General features: G+C 49.0%; 18 protein-coding genes and 1 other RNA gene. 4 read left to right on the top strand and 15 right to left on the bottom strand.

Annotated features, from left to right (window positions below):
- Positions 1-174: 174 nt before the first annotated feature.
- Positions 175-2,724 carry a winged helix-turn-helix domain-containing protein gene (locus tag HMPREF0980_RS17040; protein WP_049730263.1) on the top strand — a complete coding sequence of 850 codons (2,550 nt, stop codon included), beginning with the start codon at positions 175-177 and terminating at the stop codon, positions 2,722-2,724.
- A 41-nt stretch (positions 2,725-2,765) separates the two neighbouring features.
- On the opposite strand, the gene ssrA is transcribed toward HMPREF0980_RS17040, so the two are convergent.
- Positions 2,766-3,116: a transfer-messenger RNA gene (gene ssrA / locus HMPREF0980_RS18780) on the bottom strand.
- A gap of 200 nt (positions 3,117-3,316) precedes the next feature.
- On the opposite strand from ssrA, the gene HMPREF0980_RS17035 reads away from it, so the two are divergent.
- Entirely contained in the window at positions 3,317-3,742 is a 426-nt protein-coding gene (locus HMPREF0980_RS17035) for an Hsp20/alpha crystallin family protein (protein WP_049730262.1), read from the top strand.
- 91 nt (positions 3,743-3,833) lie between these two features.
- Here HMPREF0980_RS17035 and HMPREF0980_RS17030 read toward each other — a convergent pair whose 3' ends face one another.
- The 7 genes from HMPREF0980_RS17030 to HMPREF0980_RS17000 all read right to left on the bottom strand — a co-directional run bounded on the left by HMPREF0980_RS17030 (position 3,834) and on the right by HMPREF0980_RS17000 (position 10,204).
- A complete protein-coding gene (locus HMPREF0980_RS17030) occupies positions 3,834-4,376 on the bottom strand; it encodes a zinc-ribbon domain-containing protein (RefSeq protein ID WP_049730261.1) in 543 nt (180 codons plus the stop codon).
- A gap of 18 nt (positions 4,377-4,394) precedes the next feature.
- The gene (locus tag HMPREF0980_RS17025; protein WP_049730260.1) at positions 4,395-4,631 is read right to left on the bottom strand and encodes a hypothetical protein; all 237 of its coding nucleotides are present in this window, start codon (positions 4,629-4,631) and stop codon (positions 4,395-4,397) included.
- Between the two features lie 36 nt (positions 4,632-4,667).
- On the bottom strand, positions 4,668-5,135 hold the full coding sequence (gene smpB / locus HMPREF0980_RS17020) for an SsrA-binding protein SmpB (RefSeq protein ID WP_049730259.1): 468 nt from the start codon (positions 5,133-5,135) through the stop codon (positions 4,668-4,670).
- Entirely contained in the window at positions 5,101-7,275 is a 2,175-nt protein-coding gene (gene rnr / locus HMPREF0980_RS17015; RefSeq protein ID WP_049730258.1) for a ribonuclease R, read from the bottom strand. The genes smpB and rnr overlap by 35 nt, the downstream gene beginning before the upstream one ends.
- A gap of 92 nt (positions 7,276-7,367) precedes the next feature.
- On the bottom strand, positions 7,368-7,610 hold the full coding sequence (gene secG, locus HMPREF0980_RS17010) for a preprotein translocase subunit SecG (protein WP_040435760.1): 243 nt from the start codon (positions 7,608-7,610) through the stop codon (positions 7,368-7,370).
- A gap of 109 nt (positions 7,611-7,719) precedes the next feature.
- Positions 7,720-9,027: a phosphopyruvate hydratase gene (gene eno, locus HMPREF0980_RS17005; protein ID WP_049730257.1), complete on the bottom strand. Its 1,308-nt coding sequence runs from the start codon at positions 9,025-9,027 to the stop codon at positions 7,720-7,722.
- A 61-nt stretch (positions 9,028-9,088) separates the two neighbouring features.
- Positions 9,089-10,204, bottom strand: coding sequence for a 4-hydroxybutyrate dehydrogenase (locus HMPREF0980_RS17000; RefSeq protein WP_049730256.1), 1,116 nt, complete (start codon positions 10,202-10,204; stop codon positions 9,089-9,091).
- A gap of 160 nt (positions 10,205-10,364) precedes the next feature.
- On the opposite strand from HMPREF0980_RS17000, the gene HMPREF0980_RS16995 reads away from it, so the two are divergent.
- Positions 10,365-11,207, top strand: a complete 843-nt coding sequence (locus HMPREF0980_RS16995) for a YitT family protein (protein WP_049730255.1) — start codon at positions 10,365-10,367, stop codon at positions 11,205-11,207.
- A gap of 15 nt (positions 11,208-11,222) precedes the next feature.
- Here the strand turns inward: HMPREF0980_RS16995 and HMPREF0980_RS16990 are convergent, their stop codons facing one another.
- The 7 genes from HMPREF0980_RS16990 to HMPREF0980_RS16960 form a co-directional block, all read right to left on the bottom strand.
- Entirely contained in the window at positions 11,223-11,993 is a 771-nt protein-coding gene (locus tag HMPREF0980_RS16990) for a sulfite exporter TauE/SafE family protein (protein ID WP_049730254.1), read from the bottom strand.
- Positions 11,990-12,430, bottom strand: coding sequence for a MarR family winged helix-turn-helix transcriptional regulator (locus HMPREF0980_RS16985; RefSeq protein ID WP_049730253.1), 441 nt, complete (start codon positions 12,428-12,430; stop codon positions 11,990-11,992). Before HMPREF0980_RS16985 ends, HMPREF0980_RS16990 begins: the two co-directional genes overlap by 4 nt.
- A gap of 216 nt (positions 12,431-12,646) precedes the next feature.
- Complete coding sequence (glmM, locus tag HMPREF0980_RS16980; protein WP_049730252.1) at positions 12,647-13,993, bottom strand: phosphoglucosamine mutase; 1,347 nt, start codon at positions 13,991-13,993, stop codon at positions 12,647-12,649.
- Positions 13,994-14,147: 154 nt separating this feature from the next.
- Complete coding sequence (locus HMPREF0980_RS16975; protein WP_049730251.1) at positions 14,148-15,545, bottom strand: NAD(P)/FAD-dependent oxidoreductase; 1,398 nt, start codon at positions 15,543-15,545, stop codon at positions 14,148-14,150.
- Positions 15,546-15,639: 94 nt separating this feature from the next.
- Positions 15,640-16,632: an effector binding domain-containing protein gene (locus tag HMPREF0980_RS16970; RefSeq protein WP_049730250.1), complete on the bottom strand. Its 993-nt coding sequence runs from the start codon at positions 16,630-16,632 to the stop codon at positions 15,640-15,642.
- 148 nt (positions 16,633-16,780) lie between these two features.
- On the bottom strand, positions 16,781-17,959 hold the full coding sequence (locus tag HMPREF0980_RS16965) for a phosphoribosylaminoimidazolecarboxamide formyltransferase (protein ID WP_049730249.1): 1,179 nt from the start codon (positions 17,957-17,959) through the stop codon (positions 16,781-16,783).
- A 14-nt stretch (positions 17,960-17,973) separates the two neighbouring features.
- The gene (locus HMPREF0980_RS16960; protein WP_049730248.1) at positions 17,974-18,687 is read right to left on the bottom strand and encodes an IMP cyclohydrolase; all 714 of its coding nucleotides are present in this window, start codon (positions 18,685-18,687) and stop codon (positions 17,974-17,976) included.
- 203 nt (positions 18,688-18,890) lie between these two features.
- Here HMPREF0980_RS16960 and HMPREF0980_RS16955 point away from each other — a divergent pair, with 203 nt between their 5' ends.
- Complete coding sequence (locus HMPREF0980_RS16955) at positions 18,891-19,994, top strand: hypothetical protein (protein WP_049730247.1); 1,104 nt, start codon at positions 18,891-18,893, stop codon at positions 19,992-19,994.
- The last annotated feature ends 37 nt before the right edge of the window (positions 19,995-20,031 follow it).

Here is a 20,031-nt window from a genome sequence, read left to right as displayed (position 1 = left end):
TTTTCGGCTTTCCTTTTGGACATTGCTAAAAGTTGTTCCAAGTACAAGGTTTTAGAACAAAGTGGACAAGTCCACTTCAGATCTCTAAAGCCCTCACTCATACGAGTATGAGGTTTTGATTGCTGATTGTATGGTATCATGATAAAATAAACAAAAACACAAGAGGTGATACACTTGGACGAGACCTGCTTATTAAATGATAAATTTGAACCTGCAAGACTTCCGGATGTCTGCGCTCCCCGCCGGGAACTGCTGAATCGTTTTCATCAGGCTGCTGAACGCCGGATGATATATGTCTGCGCTCCCGCCGGCTACGGAAAGACAGTGACTACGCTGCTCTGGCTGGCGGACACAGACAGAAAAGCCATCTGGATCGGACTGGACGCCTACGACAATGGCATCTCTATATTTTATAAGCTTCTTGCCCGCGGAATCATGTCCGTCCAGCCTCAGAATCAGAATATGGCCGATGTTTTAATAAGTCCTGCCTTCTCCACCTCCCCTGTGGAACATGTGATTCAGATGCTGTCTGAATTTTACCCGGCAGAGCAGAAGTTTTCCCTGGTGCTGGATGACATGCACTTGATTAGCAATGAAGAAATTCTGAAATCCCTGCCCCTTGTCCTCAAGCGGCTCCCTCATTCTTTTACGGTATGTATCCTCACCCGGAGCGAGCCTTCCCACGAGTTGCTTGACCAGGAATCCCGGGAACAGGTTTCCATCATCCGGCCGGAAGATCTTCGTTTTACTTCTCCTGAAATCAGGGGGTATTTTCAGAGCATGGGCCATTTTCTTTCACCGGAGGAGCTGAAGAACGCCCAGGCGCTGACCGGTGGATGGCCAATCGGCGTGAATGCCATCGCCCAGAGTGGGCTCATCGATGGAGATGTGGAAGATCAGGTTCTGGAGAATTTTATCAAACGGCAGATATGGGACCGATGGGATCATGATCTGAAAGACTTTTGTATGCGGACATCCGTTCTTAGCGAGATGCCTGCTGCTTTGGCAGACCGGCTCACGCAGAGGAACGACAGTAAAGAACTTCTGGACCGGCTCTGTGCGGAGAACGCATTCGTCATCCATCTTGGAGACGACCTCTACCGCTACCACCATCTGTTTCTGGATTTTCTCTGTAACATGCGCCGTGATGCGATGCCGGAAGTGGAGGAGGCACTTTTTAAGATCTGCGCCCAATACTTTAACGAGCAGCAGAACCACCTGATGAGCCTGCAGTACTGGCTGAAAAGCGGGGATTACAAAGGAATCGGCCCTTATTTCTATTCCTATGTGTTTGATGAGAGCAACCGGGTTATGGTAGAAAATATAGAGTACTTTGCCACTTTTTTCCGGGATTTCCCTGACGAAGCTTTCCGTGAATATCCGGCCCTTCGGATTTCCCGTGTATGGTATGCCTATGTGACCGGAGATTACGAAAGCATGGAGATTCATCTGGATGCCTTGTACAAAAGTGTCCCTTCCATTGCCCTGCATACTCCGGAATACATGGAATATGTGGCGCTTGCTTACAGCGTGGACCATCGGGAAAGCTTCGTGTCCCAAATCAAACGGTTTGGATGGCTGGGACGGTTTATCAAAAGTTTCTCCAATGGAAAAGTCACAAAATCCATTGTTTCATTTGCCCATAATTTCCCGTATATGCACCGCAGCAACCGCGATTACTGTGACCTGCTGCTGGCCGGAGATCAGATTTTTGACAAACTGTCCAACACTTTCGGTAAGGTTCTTGGCACGGAATGGGTGTATGTAAAGCCGGGCCTGATGGCTGGATTTGCCTATGAACGGGACCAGCTGGAGGATGCGCTTGCACACGCCACATACTGTAACAGCCTTCTGACACCGGAAAACAGCAAAGAAGGTGTCTTCTGCTCTCTGATTGTCCTGCACAGCATCTGCCAGGCTATGGGGGATACGGCAAAGGCGGAGCCTGTGCTGAAAGACCTGGGGGAATTAGTGGCGAAAGAGCAATATTTTATGCCCAATTTCGAGGCTTACAAGACACGTCTAAAGCTGTGGGACGGCAGTGTGAATGCCGCTAATATATGGCTTGCCCAGTATTATGTCACCGAAGATACCGGGCATCTGCAATTATACAAGCTCTTCCAGTACCTCGTCACTGCCCGGGCCTATCTGGTGCGCAGTGAGGCAAAAAAGGCGGAAGAACTGCTGCTGCGCATACAAGACTTTGCCTCCCATTACCGCCGGCCTGCCGACATCGCTGAAGCAGAAGTCCTGCATGCCGCATTGTTGTGGGCGCAGAAGTCTCGTACCCAGGCACAGGAACTGTTGGAAAGGGCACTGGAGCGTATGCAGCCATATGGCTTCATCCGTCTCTTTGCAGAGGAAGGACTCTCCATACTCCCGATTCTCCGGAAAATTTATGCAAGGATTACAAAAAGCACCTATACCGGGCCTCTGCTTCCCGCTTATGTGAATGCGGTGCTGCTTCGTACATACCAGGTTTCCAAAAGACGGAAAGGTGTAGCCTACCATCTGCAGGAAGATACCGGCATCATCAAATTGTCCCGCCAGCAAAAACGGGTGATGGAGCTTCTGGCCCAAGGCAACAGTGCGCAGCAGATTGCGGATATGACAAACTTAAAACTCCCAACGGTAAAGACGCACCTTTCGATAGCCTATGAGAAGCTGGGAGTCCATAACGCAATGGATGCCGTATTAAAGGCAAAAGAACTGAAGATTATCTAATTTAGCGAAACCGAAAAAAACGCCGTAACTACGGCGTTTTTTAATGGACCTGGCGGGAGTTGAACCCGCGTCCGAAAGCCCCTCCATCGAAGCATCTCCCATCACAGTCATTATATTGACATTCCCTCTGCCGGCCGCCTAATGACAGGCTTCCGGTTTTAGTAGCTTCATAAGTTCTTCCATTCCCTCAAAGCTTTGGAAACGAAGTGCTCCACCTGTTTGAAGCCGGTTTCTTAAGCGGTGGAAAACCTAAGGCCGACTACAGCCTAATTAGGCTGCGTACGCTAATTCTCTATTGTCTGCGTTTATATTTAATTGGAACTTTTAACGTAGTGTCCCGCTACGGATGGCTTCTCCAACTTCCAGACCCCCGTCGAAACCAGTACAAGCCCTGATAATCGTGTACCTGGCCTACAGACATCTCGTATATAGCATAATTAATTATATGTTGAGATATAATAAATGTCAAGGGCAGCCTAAAATTTTAAAAAATTAGCACTCACCTATTGACAGTGCTAACAATTAGTGTTATATATAATGTATAGCAAATAAAACAAATACAACAGTATATATAAACAAGGAGGAATGACTTATGTTACTTGCAAACAGAAGCATAAACAACTTATTTGATGATATGTTCAAGGATCCGTTCTTTTCCCGTCCGTTCGAGAATTCATCTTCACAGATTATGAAGACGGATATCCATGAAAAAGACGGGAGCTATATGATTGAGATGGAACTCCCCGGATATGCCAAAGAGGATATCAAGGCAGATTTAAAAGACGGATATCTGACCATTACGGCAAACCGGGATGAGACAAAAGAAGAAAAAGATGCAAAAGGAAACTGTCTGCACAAAGAGCGCTACACAGGAAGCTGTAACAGAAGCTTCTATGTCGGTGACAAGGTAACCCAGGATGATATCAGGGCGTCCTTCCGCGACGGCGTGCTTCTTCTGCAGATTCCGAAAGAGGTGCAGAAAGTTGAAGAACAGCCAAAACTGATTACAATCGAGTAATTAGAGGGCAGCAGATTAGGCTACGGGAGGGGAGCCGGACGCATCGGAGCGGATGCTCCCCTGCCCCCTTGCCTCCCTGCCGGCATCCGCTTTACTTAAGCAGATGAATCTGTCCGATTATCGGCAGTTCTTTTCTTTCTCCTCTGCATGCATGTACGATACCCATGATTGCAATGATAAATAATGCAAGTTCTATGAAATCAAATATCCAGCCAAACCACCAGCCTCCGAAATTGATAAAGGAATGGAGGCCGAATACCCAATTGCCGGACAGCAGATTTACTACCACGGACACGATGAAGAGTACGAGTCCCTGGTTCGAGTGGAATCTGACATATTCCGAGTTCTTGTTTCCTGCAAGGATTGGTATCAGTACTAATATGCCGATATACGACAGTACCCCCATGGCTTTATTCGTACGCACGTCATGCATGTCAAAATATGCTCTGCCGTCGTGTCTGCTCTCATAACCCATACCCGAAGCGCTGTTGCTCTGCCCGTAGTATTCGTGCCGGTTCATATCCTGCCCGTATGTATATTCCTGACGCCCCTGTGGGGGTATCTCTGCTCCGCACTGGGGACAGTATCTAGTTCCATCGTCGGCTTTTGCGCCGCATTTTATACAATAACCCATTTCTTATCCTCCGTGTCCTTATTCTGTAAGTCCTAGTATTTCCGACAGCACTTCGATGATGATTTCATTCGTGCATGATTTGATATATCCCATCATATGCAGCGCTATTTCATCCTGCTTCTGAGCCTCTGTCAGTTCCTCATCGTGCTTTGTCCTCTCTATCAGCTGAATAAGCTGTGGTGTCAGTTCTTCGTACGTCTCCACCGTAGTCTGTGTGACCAGCTTCCGCAGGTCTCCTTTATTAACAGGTACCATCTCATATCCTCCATCTTGTCCCGCCGATACCACCGTCTATCCAAGGTTGCGCACCTTGAAATCTCTCTGGGCCTCCCTCTGCTGGTCTTTTTTGGCAATATCCTGACGTTTGTCATATAGCTTCTTCCCCTTGGCAAGACCAATTTCTACCTTTACAAGGCTCCCTTTAAAATACACCTTCAGAGGGATCACTGCAATGCCTTTCTCCTTCGTCTTCCCAAGCATCTTGTTGATTTCCGACTTATGGAGCAGCAGCTTTCTGACCCTGAGCGGGTCCTTATTAAATATATTCCCCTTTTCATACGGGCTGATGTGCATGCCATAGATGTATACTTCCCCGTCTTCTATCCTGATAAATGACTCTTTTATGCTGCATTTGCCCATGCGCAGGGATTTCACCTCTGTCCCGTGCAAGGCTATGCCCGTCTCGTAAGTATCCAGGATAAAATAATCATGATACGCCTTCTTATTATTGGCTATCATCTTCCCATTGCTTTTCGCCATCTCCCATCTCTCCTTCATCTGCAATCTCAAAATCAATCGTCCGCATAAGCCTGTCTGCGCCTGTGACACGGACGGAGATGCGCTGCCCAAGCTTATACACTTTGCCCTTATGGATTCCGGCCATCTCATACCGGCTCTCATAATACTCATAATGGTCGTCTTTCATATTGGCCACATGGACAAGGCCTTCTATCGTGTTAGGCAGCTCGATATACATGCCCCATTTTGTGATGCTGGATATCACACCCACGAACACCTCACCCAGGTGCTCTTCCATATATTCCACCTTCTTGAGCTTGATCGTCTCACGTTCCGCTTCGTCCGCTCTGCGCTCCATCTCGCTTGCGTGCTTTGTCACCTCTGGAAGTATTTTTTTGTAATGCTCCGTCTTTTCTCCATCCATGCGTCCCCGCAGGCTGTCTTTTATTATTCTGTGAATCTGCAGATCAGGATACCGCCGTATCGGGGAGGTAAAATGGGTATAATATCCGGCTGCAAGGCCGAAGTGGCCGCTGTTGTCCGGCGTGTACCTCGCCTGCTTCATAGAGCGCAGCGCAAGCCTGCTGATAAGAGCTTCCTCCGGCGAACCTTCCACCTTAGCAAGCAGCTTTTGTACCTCTTTCGGCCGTACTTCATTCGGGCCGATATGCATGGAATAACCGAAATTATTGATAAAGGTCGCCAGCGCCCTTATCTTTTCATCATCCGGCGCATCATGGGTGCGGTATACGAATGGAAGCTCCTGCCAGTAATAGTCCTCAGCCACCGTCTCATTGGCAAGCAGCATAAAGTCTTCTATAATCTTCGTAGCTACGTTCCGCTCATAAGGCTGTATATCCACCGGCTTTCCTTTTTCATCAAGAATCATCTTCGTTTCCGGAAAGTCGAAATCAATAGACCCCCTCGTCTGCCGTCTCTTCCTCAGAAGGGTTGAGAGCTCCTGCATCCGCTCAAACATCGGGACAAGATTCCGGTAGCGGCCTATTTCTTCCTCGTCTTTATCGGCAAGGATTTTCCTTACGCTCGTATATGACATCCTTTCTTCTACATGTATCACGGTCTCTGCAATCTCGTGGTCCACGACAATCCCTCTGCTGTCAATTTTCATAATGCAGCTCAAGGCCAGCCTGTCCTCCCCCGCATTCAGCGAGCAGATGCCATTGGACAGCGTGTGCGGCAGCATAGGAATCACCCTGTCTACGAGATACACGCTTGTCCCACGCTTCAGAGCCTCCCTGTCGAGGGCGCTGTTTTCCTGCACATAGTTCGTGACATCGGCAATATGGACGCCAAGGATATAGCTCTCACCTTCTTTGGTGACAGAGACCGCGTCGTCGAGGTCTTTGGCGTCCTCCCCGTCAATTGTCACCATCTGCCAATCCCTGATATCTTTCCTGCCTTCCATGTCTGCTTCACTGACCGGCTTCGCAACACGTTCCGCTTGATTCAGCACCTTCTCCGGGAATTCCACGGGCAGATCATACCCCTTGATGATGGACATGATGTCGGTGCCCGGGTCATTGACATGCCCGATAATCTCCACAATCTTTCCTTCCGGTTTACGGCCTGGTTCGCCGTAAAACGTCAGCTCCGCTACTACCTTGTGTCCGTCTACCGCACCTTTGGATTTCTCTTCCGGAATAAATATGTCCTGGACGAAACGCTGGTTGTCGGGTATGACAAAGCCATAATTCTTGCCATGCTTCGTCTGGTACAGCCCTACCAGCCTCGTGACTCCACGGGTAACGACCTTGACTATCTTACCTTCCCGTCTCTTTCCATCAGGCTCCTTTGTTATAGCCACTTCTACCGTGTCGCCGTTGAATGCCCCGTTCGTATCGTCTTCTCCGACGAAGATATCCGACTCTTCGCCTTCCACGGCAACAAAACCAAAGCCCCTCTGATGGGCCTGATAGATGCCTGTCAGATGCTTCGCTTCTCCTTTACGGTATTTTCCCTTCTTCGTCAGGTGGATCTTACCTTCTTCCTCCAGCGATTTCAGCACATCCTTCAGTTCTTTTCTCTGTTCTTTCGGAACCTGCAGCAGCATGGCAAGCTCCTTGAACTTCATCGGGATATATAATTCATCGCACAGCAGATCATATACCACCTTTTTCCTCTTTTCAAACGCTTTATCCATCGTGCACGCTCCCTTCGGCAAATTTCTGTAACAGGAATAAAAAGACACTCTTTTACAAGAGTGTCCCATCAATTTCACAAAAAATACTTCTCTTAAGCAAATACTTTTAAATTCAACACTGCCGCCAATACAATGAACAGAATCGCAAGAAACTTGGTCGACTTGACGAGCGCTCCTTCCATGGAACGTCCCTTGTTCTGGCCCCAGTACGTATCAGCCATGCCGCCTATTGTTCCAAGCCCGGCCGACTTTCCTTCCTGCAGCAGCACGATGGCTGCCAGCGCGATACAGTCTATTGCAAATATAATCAATAATATTGTCTTTAAAATCTCCACTTCAAACACCTCCTGCGGATAAACCATGTTTATTCTAGCACAACAGGACGAATATGGCAAGTTAAATTTACGATTAGATTTGCCTATAGGTTTTCATATATCTTACGGATTAGTTATCTGATTTAAATGGGTTCTCGTATTTGGCCGTATCCCCGAGCCTTTCCTCAATGCGGAGAAGCTGGTTATACTTTGCAACACGTTCTGACCTGCACGGCGCACCCGTCTTGATCTGTCCTGAATTGAACGCCACGGCGATGTCGGCAATGATTGCGTCCTCTGTCTCCCCCGACCGATGCGATATGATTGTCCTGTATCCGGCACTCTTGGCCATCTCTATCGCGTCGAATGCCTCTGTCAGCGTACCGATCTGGTTGACCTTGATCAGTATGGCATTGGCAACCTCGGTCTCGATACCCTTGCTGAGACGCTTCGTGTTCGTCACAAAAAGGTCGTCGCCCACGAGCTGCATGTTAAGGCCGAGCCGGGTCGTGAGCAGTTCCCAGCCTTCCCAGTCTTCCTCGTCAAGCGGATCTTCGATGGACACGATCGGAAATTCTTCAGCAAGATCTTCATAATAGTCAATAAGTTCCTCCACGGAACGGATAACCTTGTAGCCGTGCATCCTGCCTTCGCCTTCAAAGACATATTTCTTGAAATTGCGGTCATAAAGCTCTGTTGCCGCGACATCCAGCGCAATCACAACCTCTTCTCCCGGACTGTAGCCTGCCATGCGGATAGCGTCCGTAATGAAACGCAGCGCTTCCCTTGCATCCGGAAGGTCTGGGGCGAAGCCGCCTTCATCTCCTACCGCCGTACTATATCCTTCTTTCTTTAAGTTCTTCTTAAGCGTGTGGTATATCTCCGAGCATATCCGTAACCCTTCCCTGAAGCAGCACGCACCCGACGGCATAATCATGAACTCCTGAATATCAATCGTGTTATCCGCATGCTTTCCGCCGTTCATGATATTCATCATAGGTACCGGCATCTCTTTGGCATTCGCTCCGCCAAGATAAGAATACAGAGGCAGTCCGAGCGCTTCGGCGGCAGCCCTTGCTGCGGCCATCGACACGCCGAGCAGGGCATTTGCGCCCAGGTTCTTCTTATTCTCCGTACCATCAAGATGAATGAGTGCGTCGTCAATCTCTGCCTGCCCAAAGACATTCATTCCGATTATTACCGGGGCGATGATTGTATTGACATGGTTCACCGCCTGTTCTGTACCAAGGCCGCCGTAACGGTAACCTCCGTCTCTTAACTCTACTGCTTCGTACTGCCCGGTCGACGCGCCGGAAGGCACGCTGGCACGTCCGATATGCTCTTCTCCTGCCAGTACTTCTACTTCTATAGTAGGATTCCCGCGGGAATCTAATATTTCTCTTGCGTATACATCTGTAATCGGTAGACAATTATACATAGTTCAATCCTCCTTATGGAGCATATTATGTGCCGATTCAAATGTTATGATTCCAGTTTATCTAATATAGCTGGCTGTAGATTTCTGCCATCTGTTCCCAGGAAAATTTTACATAGCTCTGGCCCAGCAGACGCTGCTGGCTTGCTTCCACGTTTTTGGCAAAACTTTCAATCTCCTCTTTTTTCATCCCATACTCCCGCAGAGGCTTTCTTTTCATTATCTTATCCAGCAGATTTTTAAGCACCGTATATACTTCTTCCTGGCCGCAGTCCAGCATTCCTGCCAGGAACACATTTAGCTCCTTCAATCTGCCCTCCGGCCTGAATCTCTGATATGCGCTGAAAACTGCCGTAAGGAACTGGTAGTTCGCCTCGCCGTGCGTCACATGATACACGCCGCTCAAAGGATATGACATCGCGTGCACTGCTCCTGTACCTGCATTGCCAAAAGCAATTCCGGCCAGATTGCTTGCCGTAAGGAATTCATCCATAAGGCCGCCCCGAGCGTCCGGTCCGTCCACGGCCACTCTCCGGAAGCCGTCAATTATAATCTCCATCGCCTTTTTGCTGAACAGCTCCGTATACAGGTTTGCCTTCGGTGATACGAAAGATTCTATCGCATGGATAAATGCATCTATCGCGCTTGTCGCCCAGAAAGCGTAAGGAAGCTCGCTCAAAAGCTGAGGGATGAGCACCGCGTGGTCCGGATACAGTTCATCGGCAGCCAGGCCGAGCTTGCTGTGCAGCCCCGTCATCTCGGCAATCGATACATTGGACACCTCTGACCCCGCGCCGCATGTGGTCGGTACTGCGATAAGCGGATATTTCTTCTTGAGGGCGGCCCTTTTCTGGAAGATATCCTTTACAGAAGCTTCCCCGTCCAGGACGAGCAGCTTCGCCATATCGATGACAGCCCCTCCGCCGATTGCCGTAATCCTCGTACATCCCGAACAGCGGAAGTCGGCAGCCAGGGCATCCATCATACTGTCTGTCGGTTCCCCCTGTCCGTAGCTGTCCTTATATTTCACACACGCTTCCACGCCCAGAGGTTTAAAATACTTGTCGTATATCGTTCTGCTTGCCAGTATAAAATCTCCCTTTCCAATTTCGTATTCTCTCACAAAGTCCTCTGCCGAATCTAGCTTTTCGATTCTGGATATCTGCTGGAACAATTTCATTCTCAATGACCTCTTTTCTAACGTAATTTATGTCGCATTCAGCCGTATGTCTCTACCGGATGCATATAATGTAAATATATCATTATTCCGTTGACTTTTCCATATGCCGGCGTTACAATCTTCATGAATTCAAAACAAATATGCATTGGGGAATGTACAGATGAAATCAAAGACGAAAAGCTTTGCCCTGCTTACGGGCAGCACTCTTATCATGGCTGTAGGCATCTACTTTTTCAAATTTGCCAACAACTTCACCTTCGGCGGCATAACCGGACTGGCTGTGCTCGTAGCCAAATCAGGCATCATATCCGCCAGCGACTTTACATTCATAGCCAATATGATATTGCTTGTCATCGGATTTGTCATTCTTGGAAAAAAGTTCGCAGCAAAGACAGCATACTGCAGCATTCTGCTTTCCGTCTGCCTGTCCTTGCTGGAACGTATCTATCCTTTGTCCCATCCTCTCACAGACCAGCCTGTATTGGAACTGGCATTTGCAATCGCGCTGCCCTCCCTTGGTTCCGCCGTACTGTTTAATATCGGCTCCTCCAGCGGCGGTACTGATATCATTGCCATGATTATGAAAAAATACACAAGCGCGGATATCGGCAAGGCACTCCTGGCTACCGACTTTGTAATTACACTTGCAGGCTGCTTCGTGTTCGACATAGAGACGGGGCTTTATTCTTTCCTCGGCCTTGCCGTACGTTCCTTTATGATAGACGGTTTCATGGAAAGTCTGAACCTGTCCAAATATTTCAACGTCGTATGCAATAATCCAGAACCAATCTGCGACTTTATCAATAATACTCTGAAGAGGAGCGCTACTATCGTGCTTGCTCAAGGTGCATTTTCCGGTGAGGACAAGTATATTATCTTCACCGCCCTCAACAGAATGGAAGCTGTCAAATTGAGGAATTTCATCAAAGAAAATGACCCGGAGGCCTTCCTGCTCATCTCAAATACGAGCGAAATCATCGGGAAGGGATTCCATTCTATATAGCCTCCGTCACAGAAGTTATAAGAATTTGACACCTATCATGGCCAGGCCGAGTACGGTGAGCACCGCTCCGGTCGCCCGGTTCAGCGTCCTGGCCGGCGCCTTGTTGGCAAAGCGCGCAGCCAGCTGTGCCCCGGCAAAGGTAAACAGGACGCATAGTACAAGCGCCGGGATGTCGGGCAGGCTTCCACTGATAGAAAAGTGAGAAGCAGCGCCTGTGAAGGCGGTAAAAGCCATGACAAATACGCTTGTCCCCACAGCGGTCTTCAGCTCATATCCGAGAACGCCGGTGAGCATAAGAAGCATCATCATACCGCCTCCGGCGCCGATAAATCCACATATGAAGCCGATTACCATGCCGCACAGGAGGGACTGGATGATTCTCGCCCTTCTGCTTTTTTCTTCCTGCTTATTTGTGGTCGTCATTACGGGCCGGACGATAAATTTTATTCCGAGCAGCAATGTCATGAATACGGAAAAGCTGCCCATAGTCGTGTTCGGAAGCAGGGAGGCGACATAGCTTCCCACCATCGTAAATGCAAGGACGGCGCACAGCATAACGATACCATTTCTTATATCCAGATTCTTATGTTTCCCATATGTATATGCCGACACTGCCGATGCCAGCACATCCGATGCCAGCGCAATCCCCACGGCCTCATACGCGCCAAAGCCAAGGAAGGTGATGAGCATCGGGGATATCACCGCAGCGGCAGACAGTCCCGCCAGCCCTGTACCGATTCCTGCCCCCATCCCTGCCGCCAGGCAGACCACGATCTTCGCTATCATAACATATCCCCCAATTCTTCTTTTATATTACTGCACATCTGTCTGAGAACCTTTTCAAATACCTTCAGATCCGATTCTTCGATCCCTCTGCGCACGGCATCGGTTACGGCTTTCTGTGCCGCTTTACCTTCCCCAATTACGCCGGATGCCCCCTGCAGAAGCCTCAGACGAATCACCCTCCGGTCTTTGCCGTCCTCTTTGGCAGCGAGGCATTCCTTCTGTATGAGCAGTTCCACCGCCTTTGATACGTATGACTTGGCAATATGGCGGATCTCCACGATATCCCGGGCAGTGTCATATCCGGGATTGTTGTAGAGAAAGAGAAGTACATCTGCTTCTGCTTTTGTCATCCCGTATCTCCTTGCCACTTCCGTAATCTTCCGGCTGTATAATATATCAAAACGGTGCGTTAAAGCCAATAGTTCTCCTGTGTCCATAATTTTCTCCTTCCCCTTTCGGCTTACGCCTGTACTATTTATAGTTCTATTCAGAACCGTTCTCTAATGAACCATTTTAAACTTCTTTTTTATTTATGTCAAGCATCTGTTAAGCTGCCTTACTGGGAAAAGCAGACAGCCCGGGCGGCGGTGCCGGCTATGGTGCCGGCGGTCTGCCATCCCGGGCTGTCTGCCCTGTGTCCGTATTCTTCTATATTAACCTATGACAAGCCCCTGCCGCTCCATCACATCGATGACCGCATTGACATGTTTTGCACACAGTTCATCCGTTGAAGCTTCCACCATAACGCGGATGACCGGCTCTGTGCCGCTCTCTCTGACAAGGATCCGCCCATCATCGCCAAGTGCCTCTGCAACTGCCTCGACCGCTTTGACAACCTCAGCATTCTCTCTTGCGGTCTTCTTATCTGACACGCGCACATTCTTAAGAAGCTGCGGATATATCTTCACTTCCTCTGCCAGCTTGGACAGGCTCATCTTCTTTTCCAATATGACTTCCATGATCATGAGGGAGGTCAGGATACCGTCTCCCGTTGTCGCGTGTTTGCTGAAGATGATATGTCCGGACTGCTCTCCTCCGAGGGAGAAGTTGTTCTGTACCATATTTTCATATACGTACTTGTCACCGACTGCCGTCTTCTCGTATTTGAGCCCTGCCTTGTCACATGCTTTGTAAAGTCCCAGGTTAGACATGATGGTCGTAACAATCGTATCGCCGTTGAGTCGTCCGTTTTCCTTAAGGTACTTCCCGCATATGTAGAGGATAAGGTCTCCATCCACTACGCTGCCGTTCTCATCTACCGCGATGCACCGGTCTGCATCACCGTCATAGGCGAACGCCACATCCAGCTTCTTTTCTTTCACATACTCCTGCAGCACTTCGATATGGGTAGATCCACAGTTCGTGTTGATATTGGTCCCGTCCGGTTCGTTGTTGATGACGTAAGTCTTTGCCCCAAGTGCGTCATACACGCTCTTTGCTATGGCAAACGCGCTTCCGTTAGAACAGTCAAGCCCGACGCGCATGTCCTCGAATGAGCGGGTGGCCAGGGAAATCAGATATCCGATATAACGGTTCCTTCCTGCGGCATAATCTACCGTACGGCCAATCTTCTCCTGCTTTGCAAGTGGAATCTCTCCCGACCCGCCGTCAATATATGTCTCAATCTTTTCTTCTACCTCTGCCTCCAGCTTATGGCCTTTTCCGTTGATGACCTTGATGCCGTTGTCATAGAACGGATTGTGGCTCGCGGATATCATGATTCCGCAGTCAAAATTGTCTGTCCTCGTCACATAAGATACACTTGGAGTCGTTGTTACGTGCAGAAGATACGCGTCAGCCCCTGACGCAGTCAGGCCTGCTACAAGAGCATATTCAAACATGTAGCTGCTTCTTCTCGTATCTTTACCGATGACAACCTTCGCCTTATGGTCCTGTCCGTAATACCATCCGAGAAATCTGCCCACTTTAAAAGCGTGCTCCACCGTCAATACTTCATTGGCTTCTCCGCGGAATCCGTCTGTTCCAAAATATTTACCCATAATAAAAGTCTCCTTCATGTCATTTGACATATTTACCGTTTTTTTTGCACAATCAGCAATTGTGCCTTTACTATTATATAAGTTTTTTTCTCAATATACAACCCATTCAGACAAAAAAACAGGAGGTGCCTTCTGGCACCTCCCAATGAGCATCTTATCCTTCCGTGCCCAGTATGCTTCTTGCCACATACAGCCCGTTCGCGGACGCCTGCTGCAGCCCTCTCGTTATCGAGGCACCGTCGCCCATGGCGCGCAGCCCTCGTATGTTCGTCTCGAACGCGTCATTTACGACGACTTTGTTGGAATAGAACTTCACTTCCACACCATACAATAGCGTCTCGTCCGAAGCGATGCCCGGCGTAACTTTGTCAAGCGCCTGTATCATCTCATCTATCGCCACCATAATCCTGTGCGGGAATACGAGAGACAGATCTCCCGGCACCGCGTCTTTCAGCGTCGGCACGATGTTGTTCCGGTTCAGCCTCTCTTCCGTCGTCCTTCTTCCCCTTCGGAAGTCTCCGTACCTCTGCAGCAGTATCTTCCCGTCGCACAGCATATTTCCGAGCTGTGCGATATGCTTGCCGTATTCGATCGGGGATTTGAACGGCTCAGTAAAGTTCTTCGAAACGAGCAATGCAAAGTTCGTGTTGTTCGTCTTCCTGTCCTTAGACTTGTACGCATGACCGTTAACGACCGCCAGCCCGTCATCGTAATACTCCGTCGCCACCTCCCCGGACGGATTCGTGCAGAATACACGTACCTTGTCGTCAAACGTTGGCGTATAATAGACGAGCTTGGCCTCGTACAGCTTCTCATTCAGCTCTTTCATGATCTCGTCGCGCACCTCTACCCTGACACCTACATCGACCGTTCCGTTCCTCGTTTCGATTCCATGCTCCCTGCAGATATGGGAGAACCATTCGGAACCTTCCCTGCCGATTCCGGCCACGATCTCCGGCGCATAGAATGCTTCTCCGTCCTCTGTCACGACTCCTCTGGCGGCACCGTCTCTGACGATAATGTTCTTCACCATCGTCATGAACCGTATCTCTACGCCCTGTTTTATCAGGTGGTCCTGGAGCCGTGTATATATCTTATATCCTTCTTCCGTCCCAAGATGGCGGATTGGGCATTCGATGAGCTTCAGATTCGCGCGAATCGCTTTGGCCCTGATATTTTCAATGGCCTCATAATCCTCGATGCCGTATACTTTCTCATCCGCCCCGAACTTCAGATATATGCCGTCCGCCTCATGTATCAGTCCTTCTGCTTTCTCATAGCCTAAAATCTCCGGCAGCGTCCCGCCTACATCCGGAGAAAGGGAGAGCTTTCCGTCGGAAAAGGCTCCCGCCCCTGCAAACCCTGTCGTTATGGAACATGGCTGGCACCCGACACACACTTTCGTCTTCCGCTTCGGACATTGCCTCTGTTCGATAGATCTGCCTTTTTCAACGACGAGCACCTTCATGCCAGGACATTTTTCCATAAGCTCATATGCACAGAATATCCCGGATGGACCTGCCCCTATTATAATCACATCATACTCGTTCATGCTGTCACACCACTTTCTTTCCTTATATTGTCTTCTCCTGTAAGCATGGGCTTTCCACCCTGATAATCATATCATCTCCACTGTAAAATAGCAATTATCTGCCACTTTGTTTTAGCTTTACAGGCATCAGAAGGTCAAGCTGCAGTTCCTCTAAGTTTGTAACAGATTGTTCCACGTGTGTAACATAGTTCAGATGTTCTTCCAGCAGTCCGCACATATGTTCCTGGTCCTGCAGGTCCCCGGCGAACTCGTATCGTTCATTCTTCATTATCCAGTCCAGAAATGCATCCCACTCGTTAAAATTGCCAAAGGCAATCATATGTGCCGCATACAGCCCTCCGGCGAATTGTTTCTTCACGAGCGGCGCGGGCACCTCTGCATCTTCAGGAACCGTCACCCATGCTTCGTAACCGTGGAAGCCGCTTGCATCCGTCGGGTTCGGATGATTGAATCCGAAACGTCTCAAATCAGGCTTTATTCTATGCAGCTTCTGTTCCCTCACAAAATTGTCTATGAGCATGTTCGCATGCATCTCCGGGTCATCCCCGATATGGTGGGCAGCGGCTATTGCAGCCGGTGGCAGATAGATAATCCTTACATCGCTGATTTTTGACAGGTTCTCATCCGCTTTTTTTAATTTTTCCATCGTTTGATCCTCCTTAAAATTAATGCTGACCAGTCCCAGGGATTCGATAGAAGCCAGTATCGTATCGTCTTGCGGAATAATGCTGTAAAGCGGCAATGCGGTCGTCTTGCTGAGTTCCTCCACAAAATGGCCTAGTATCTCCCTGATAGTGGAAAGGGCTGTTATCTCTTCATCCAGCTCACTCATATTCTGACGGAATATTTCAACAGCAGTAACTGCGTCCGGATTTTCTAGTATTAGTTTTATCTGGCTTACCGGGATACGCAGCTTTCTAAGAAGCAGAATCTGCTTGATCCGGGAGACAGCCGTCTCATCATATAACCGATAGGCATATCCTTCCCTCCTGAAGCTTTGAATCATCCCTGCCTGTTCATAATAGCGCAGCATTCTTGTAGAGATTCCAAGACTTTTTGATACCTGGCTTATCGTCATCATTTCCATATTACACCTCCTCGTAACAGATTATATAGGGCGACACGGTGTCAGAGTCAAGCGAAAATCTAATGCCGCCTCCATGCTGCGGCAAAAAATATCCGGCCGCTGCAGCTTTGTACTGCAACGGCCGGACTACCTGCCTCCGTCACCTGCCCTAGTGGTGGAACAGCCTGATTCCTGTAAAGGCCATGATCATATCATATTTGTTGCATGTATCGATAACATTGTCATCTCTAACGGAGCCTCCCGGCTGAGCGATGTATGTTACGCCGCTTCTGTGAGCCCTCTCGATGTTGTCTCCGAACGGGAAGAATGCATCGGAGCCGAGGGACACGCCCGTCATCTTGTCAAGCCATGCCCGTTTTGCTACGGCTGTGAACACGTCCGGCTTTACTTTAAAGATGTTCGGCCATGCATCATCAGATAGTACATCCATGTAGTCTTCGCCGATGTATAGATCGATAGCATTATCTCTGTCTGCACGCCTGATCGTATCTACGAATGGCAGATCCAGTACCTGCGGCGACTGCCGCAGCCACCAGTTGTCCGCCTTCGTGCCGGCCAGCCTCGTGCAGTGTATCCTGGACTGCTGCCCTGCGCCGATGCCGATCGCCTGGCCGTCTTTTACATAACATACGGAATTAGACTGGGTATACTTCAGCGTAATCATAGAGATTGCCAGATCCATCTTGGCCTGATCCGTAAGCTCTTTGTTATCTGTCACGATATTGGAAAAGAATGCGTCATCAATCTTCAGTTCATTTCTTCCCTGTTCGAACGTGATGCCAAATACTTCCTTGTGTTCCAGCTGCGCCGGTACGTAATCCGGGTCAATCTGTATGACATTATAACTGCCGTTCTTCTTCTGCTTCAGTATGTCCAGCGCTTCGGCATCATATCCAGGCGCGATGACACCGTCAGATACTTCCCTCTTGATGAGCCGCGCGGTGTCCGCGTCACAGACATCGGACAGAGATATAAAGTCACCGAAGGATGACATACGGTCGGCACCCCTCGCCCTTGCGTACGCGCAGGCAAGCGGAGACAGTTCACCCAGGTCATCTACCCAGTATATCTTAGCAAGCGTATCGCTCAGAGGAAGCCCTACCGCAGCTCCTGCCGGGGATACGTGCTTGAACGATGTGGCTGCGGGAAGGCCCGTCGCCTTCTTAAGCTCGCTGACGAGCTGCCATCCATTGAACGCATCCATAAAATTAATGTATCCCGGTCTTCCGTTCAGTACCTGTATCGGCAGTTCGCCGCCGTCCGCCACATAGATTCTGGATGGCTTCTGGTTCGGGTTACATCCGTATTTCAACTCTAACTCTTTCATTCGTCTCCTGCTCCTTACTGATTCTTATTTCTGATATTCGTCTCATACGTGCCTGCCGCTATGTCAATATAACGGACAAACAACGATACTTTGTTGTCCTCATTCAAGCTGTCCCATAACATATCTGTAAATGCATTCATATCGTCGGGGATAGAGACGAGCTTCGGCTCACCCTCAAAGCTTGGCAGCGGATTGCCGTCATGCATATACGTATGGATAAAATGGCCTTCCCCGGGAGCCGCGTTCTCATATGCATAGGTGAACCTGTTGCATGACTCGGGGCTGCCATTGTTACTTTTCAGTATGGACATCGCATAGCTATAGCCGCCATTTTCCACATGCATGATGCCAGAGATACGAGGTGTATAGTTCGGGCCGTCCGGCTCAAACTCACGGCTTCTCAACGACTGCTCAAATGTCATCTGCCGGTCCATCCCCTCGTAGATCGTGTCTGTCTGATCACCATTCGTCACTATCGTTTTATTGCCAAGCACCCGGACCGGCGCGTAGATGATCAGGCTTGGATCCGTCAGCTTTGAATCATCAAATGCCTGTGTACGTATCCCCTCGCCGTCCTCTACAAAGACGCGGTTCCTGCTGTTAACGCTTCTGCCCATAATAAAATAAGCGGCCACTGCCTTCGTACCGTCTGCGCTTCTCCCAATAATGATGCCGCGTCCCGGATAAGAATTTTCCTGCAGTTCCCTTTCAATTGATAGCATCTCCATGAATACATCTCCTTTTTCATTGGTTTATCGTGTTTCTTCATTATACCTATTAAATACCGGCAGTTCAACAAGTATATATAAAATATGAATGCATTTCCAATATATTTTCCGTTTTTTGCACCTCTTCTTCTAATGCCTGGGGTATTGAATACAGCACACGGCAATGTTACAATAGAGTTAATATAATGAGGAGGGTTACAAATATGAAGAAAAAGCTGCTTTCGGTGCTGCTTGTCGTATGCATGGCGGCATCTGTACTGCTGACGGGCTGTGGCGGACAATCTGCCGACGAATACCTGGGAGAGCAGATAACCGCCATGAAAAAAGACAAAACGGACCGGTTTTCATCTCTTTTGGATGACCAGCTGACAGAATTATCGGACGTAAATATGTATGCGCTTACCTTTCCGGAGGAGCTGAGAGATCCTTATCTTAAGTTTCTTCAGACAGCTTTTAATTCTGTAGAATTTGAAGTGGCATCTGCGGATAAGAAAGAGGATGGCAATTACAAAGTCCAAGTAACCTTCTCGCCGCTGGATATTGCCAAGACGACCAAAGAGGCGAATGATGCCTATGTGGAGGCCATGCAGGGAACCAATCTCGCAGAAGAGTCCGTCGCCCTGCTTGCAACGGCTTCTGACGCTGTGGAAAAGAATCCGGAATATGGTGTGGAGACAACCACTGAATTAGAGGTGAAAAAGAAAGGGGACTCCTACTCCGTCTCGGATAAAGAGTATGAGGAACTGATTTCCGCTTCTCTGGAAAACTGCCTGGCTCCTTATGACGCCGTATGCAATATCCTGAATGCCCGTGATCTGCTGCAGGCCTATCTCGATGCATCTTTCAAAGGTGAGTTTACGCAGTATATGAAGCATACCGGAAAAACGGAAGAAGAGGCGCAGGCATGGTATGAGGCCGACGGGACTTTTGACCCTCCGTCAGACCTTTCGTCCCAGTATGAGGAACGCTGTTCTGCCGCCTACAAAAACATATTGAAGCAATGTAAATATTCTGTCGGAATCCCGCGTAAGATCGACAGTCTGTTCAACTATACGGTAGATGTGACCGTCACGCCGAACAACAGCGTCAAACAGGCATATGAAGAATTCTCTGCCCGTTCCTTTTACAGTATCGAGGAGGCAAGCGCCGCATATGTAGAGATATTTGAATCATACGCCGCATCGCCTGCCTACGGAGAAGAGACTACGATGACAGTAGAACTCAGCCTCTCCTCCATACTGGCTTCACAGGAAGCGGGAAGCGACCTCTATAATCTGGGCGAGACAATCTGCCCGGTACCACAGTAATTGAGGGAATCGTAAAGTGGACGCCGTCAGGGAGGTA

Origin of the sequence: Dorea sp. D27 (assembly GCF_001185345.1) — a bacterium.
Lineage (GTDB): Bacteria > Bacillota > Clostridia > Lachnospirales > Lachnospiraceae > Extibacter.
This window is presented reverse-complemented; position numbering and strand designations above follow the sequence as displayed.

Excerpts from the sequence above, each read along its gene's own strand:
- HMPREF0980_RS17035 (WP_049730262.1), top strand. The coding sequence starts at position 3,317 with ATGTTACTTGCAAACAGAAGCATAAACAACTTATTTGATGATATGTTC.
- HMPREF0980_RS17030 (WP_049730261.1), bottom strand. The coding sequence starts at position 4,376 with ATGGGTTATTGTATAAAATGCGGCGCAAAAGCCGACGATGGAACTAGA.
- HMPREF0980_RS17025 (WP_049730260.1), bottom strand. The coding sequence starts at position 4,631 with ATGGTACCTGTTAATAAAGGAGACCTGCGGAAGCTGGTCACACAGACT.
- smpB (WP_049730259.1), bottom strand. The coding sequence starts at position 5,135 with ATGGCGAAAAGCAATGGGAAGATGATAGCCAATAATAAGAAGGCGTAT.
- rnr (WP_049730258.1), bottom strand. The coding sequence starts at position 7,275 with ATGGATAAAGCGTTTGAAAAGAGGAAAAAGGTGGTATATGATCTGCTG.
- eno (WP_049730257.1), bottom strand. The coding sequence starts at position 9,027 with ATGTATAATTGTCTACCGATTACAGATGTATACGCAAGAGAAATATTA.
- HMPREF0980_RS17000 (WP_049730256.1), bottom strand. The coding sequence starts at position 10,204 with ATGAAATTGTTCCAGCAGATATCCAGAATCGAAAAGCTAGATTCGGCA.
- HMPREF0980_RS16995 (WP_049730255.1), top strand. The coding sequence starts at position 10,365 with ATGAAATCAAAGACGAAAAGCTTTGCCCTGCTTACGGGCAGCACTCTT.
- HMPREF0980_RS16990 (WP_049730254.1), bottom strand. The coding sequence starts at position 11,993 with ATGATAGCGAAGATCGTGGTCTGCCTGGCGGCAGGGATGGGGGCAGGA.
- HMPREF0980_RS16985 (WP_049730253.1), bottom strand. The coding sequence starts at position 12,430 with ATGGACACAGGAGAACTATTGGCTTTAACGCACCGTTTTGATATATTA.
- glmM (WP_049730252.1), bottom strand. The coding sequence starts at position 13,993 with ATGGGTAAATATTTTGGAACAGACGGATTCCGCGGAGAAGCCAATGAA.
- HMPREF0980_RS16975 (WP_049730251.1), bottom strand. The coding sequence starts at position 15,545 with ATGAACGAGTATGATGTGATTATAATAGGGGCAGGTCCATCCGGGATA.
- HMPREF0980_RS16970 (WP_049730250.1), bottom strand. The coding sequence starts at position 16,632 with ATGGAAATGATGACGATAAGCCAGGTATCAAAAAGTCTTGGAATCTCT.
- HMPREF0980_RS16965 (WP_049730249.1), bottom strand. The coding sequence starts at position 17,959 with ATGAAAGAGTTAGAGTTGAAATACGGATGTAACCCGAACCAGAAGCCA.
- HMPREF0980_RS16960 (WP_049730248.1), bottom strand. The coding sequence starts at position 18,687 with ATGGAGATGCTATCAATTGAAAGGGAACTGCAGGAAAATTCTTATCCG.
- HMPREF0980_RS16955 (WP_049730247.1), top strand. The coding sequence starts at position 18,891 with ATGAAGAAAAAGCTGCTTTCGGTGCTGCTTGTCGTATGCATGGCGGCA.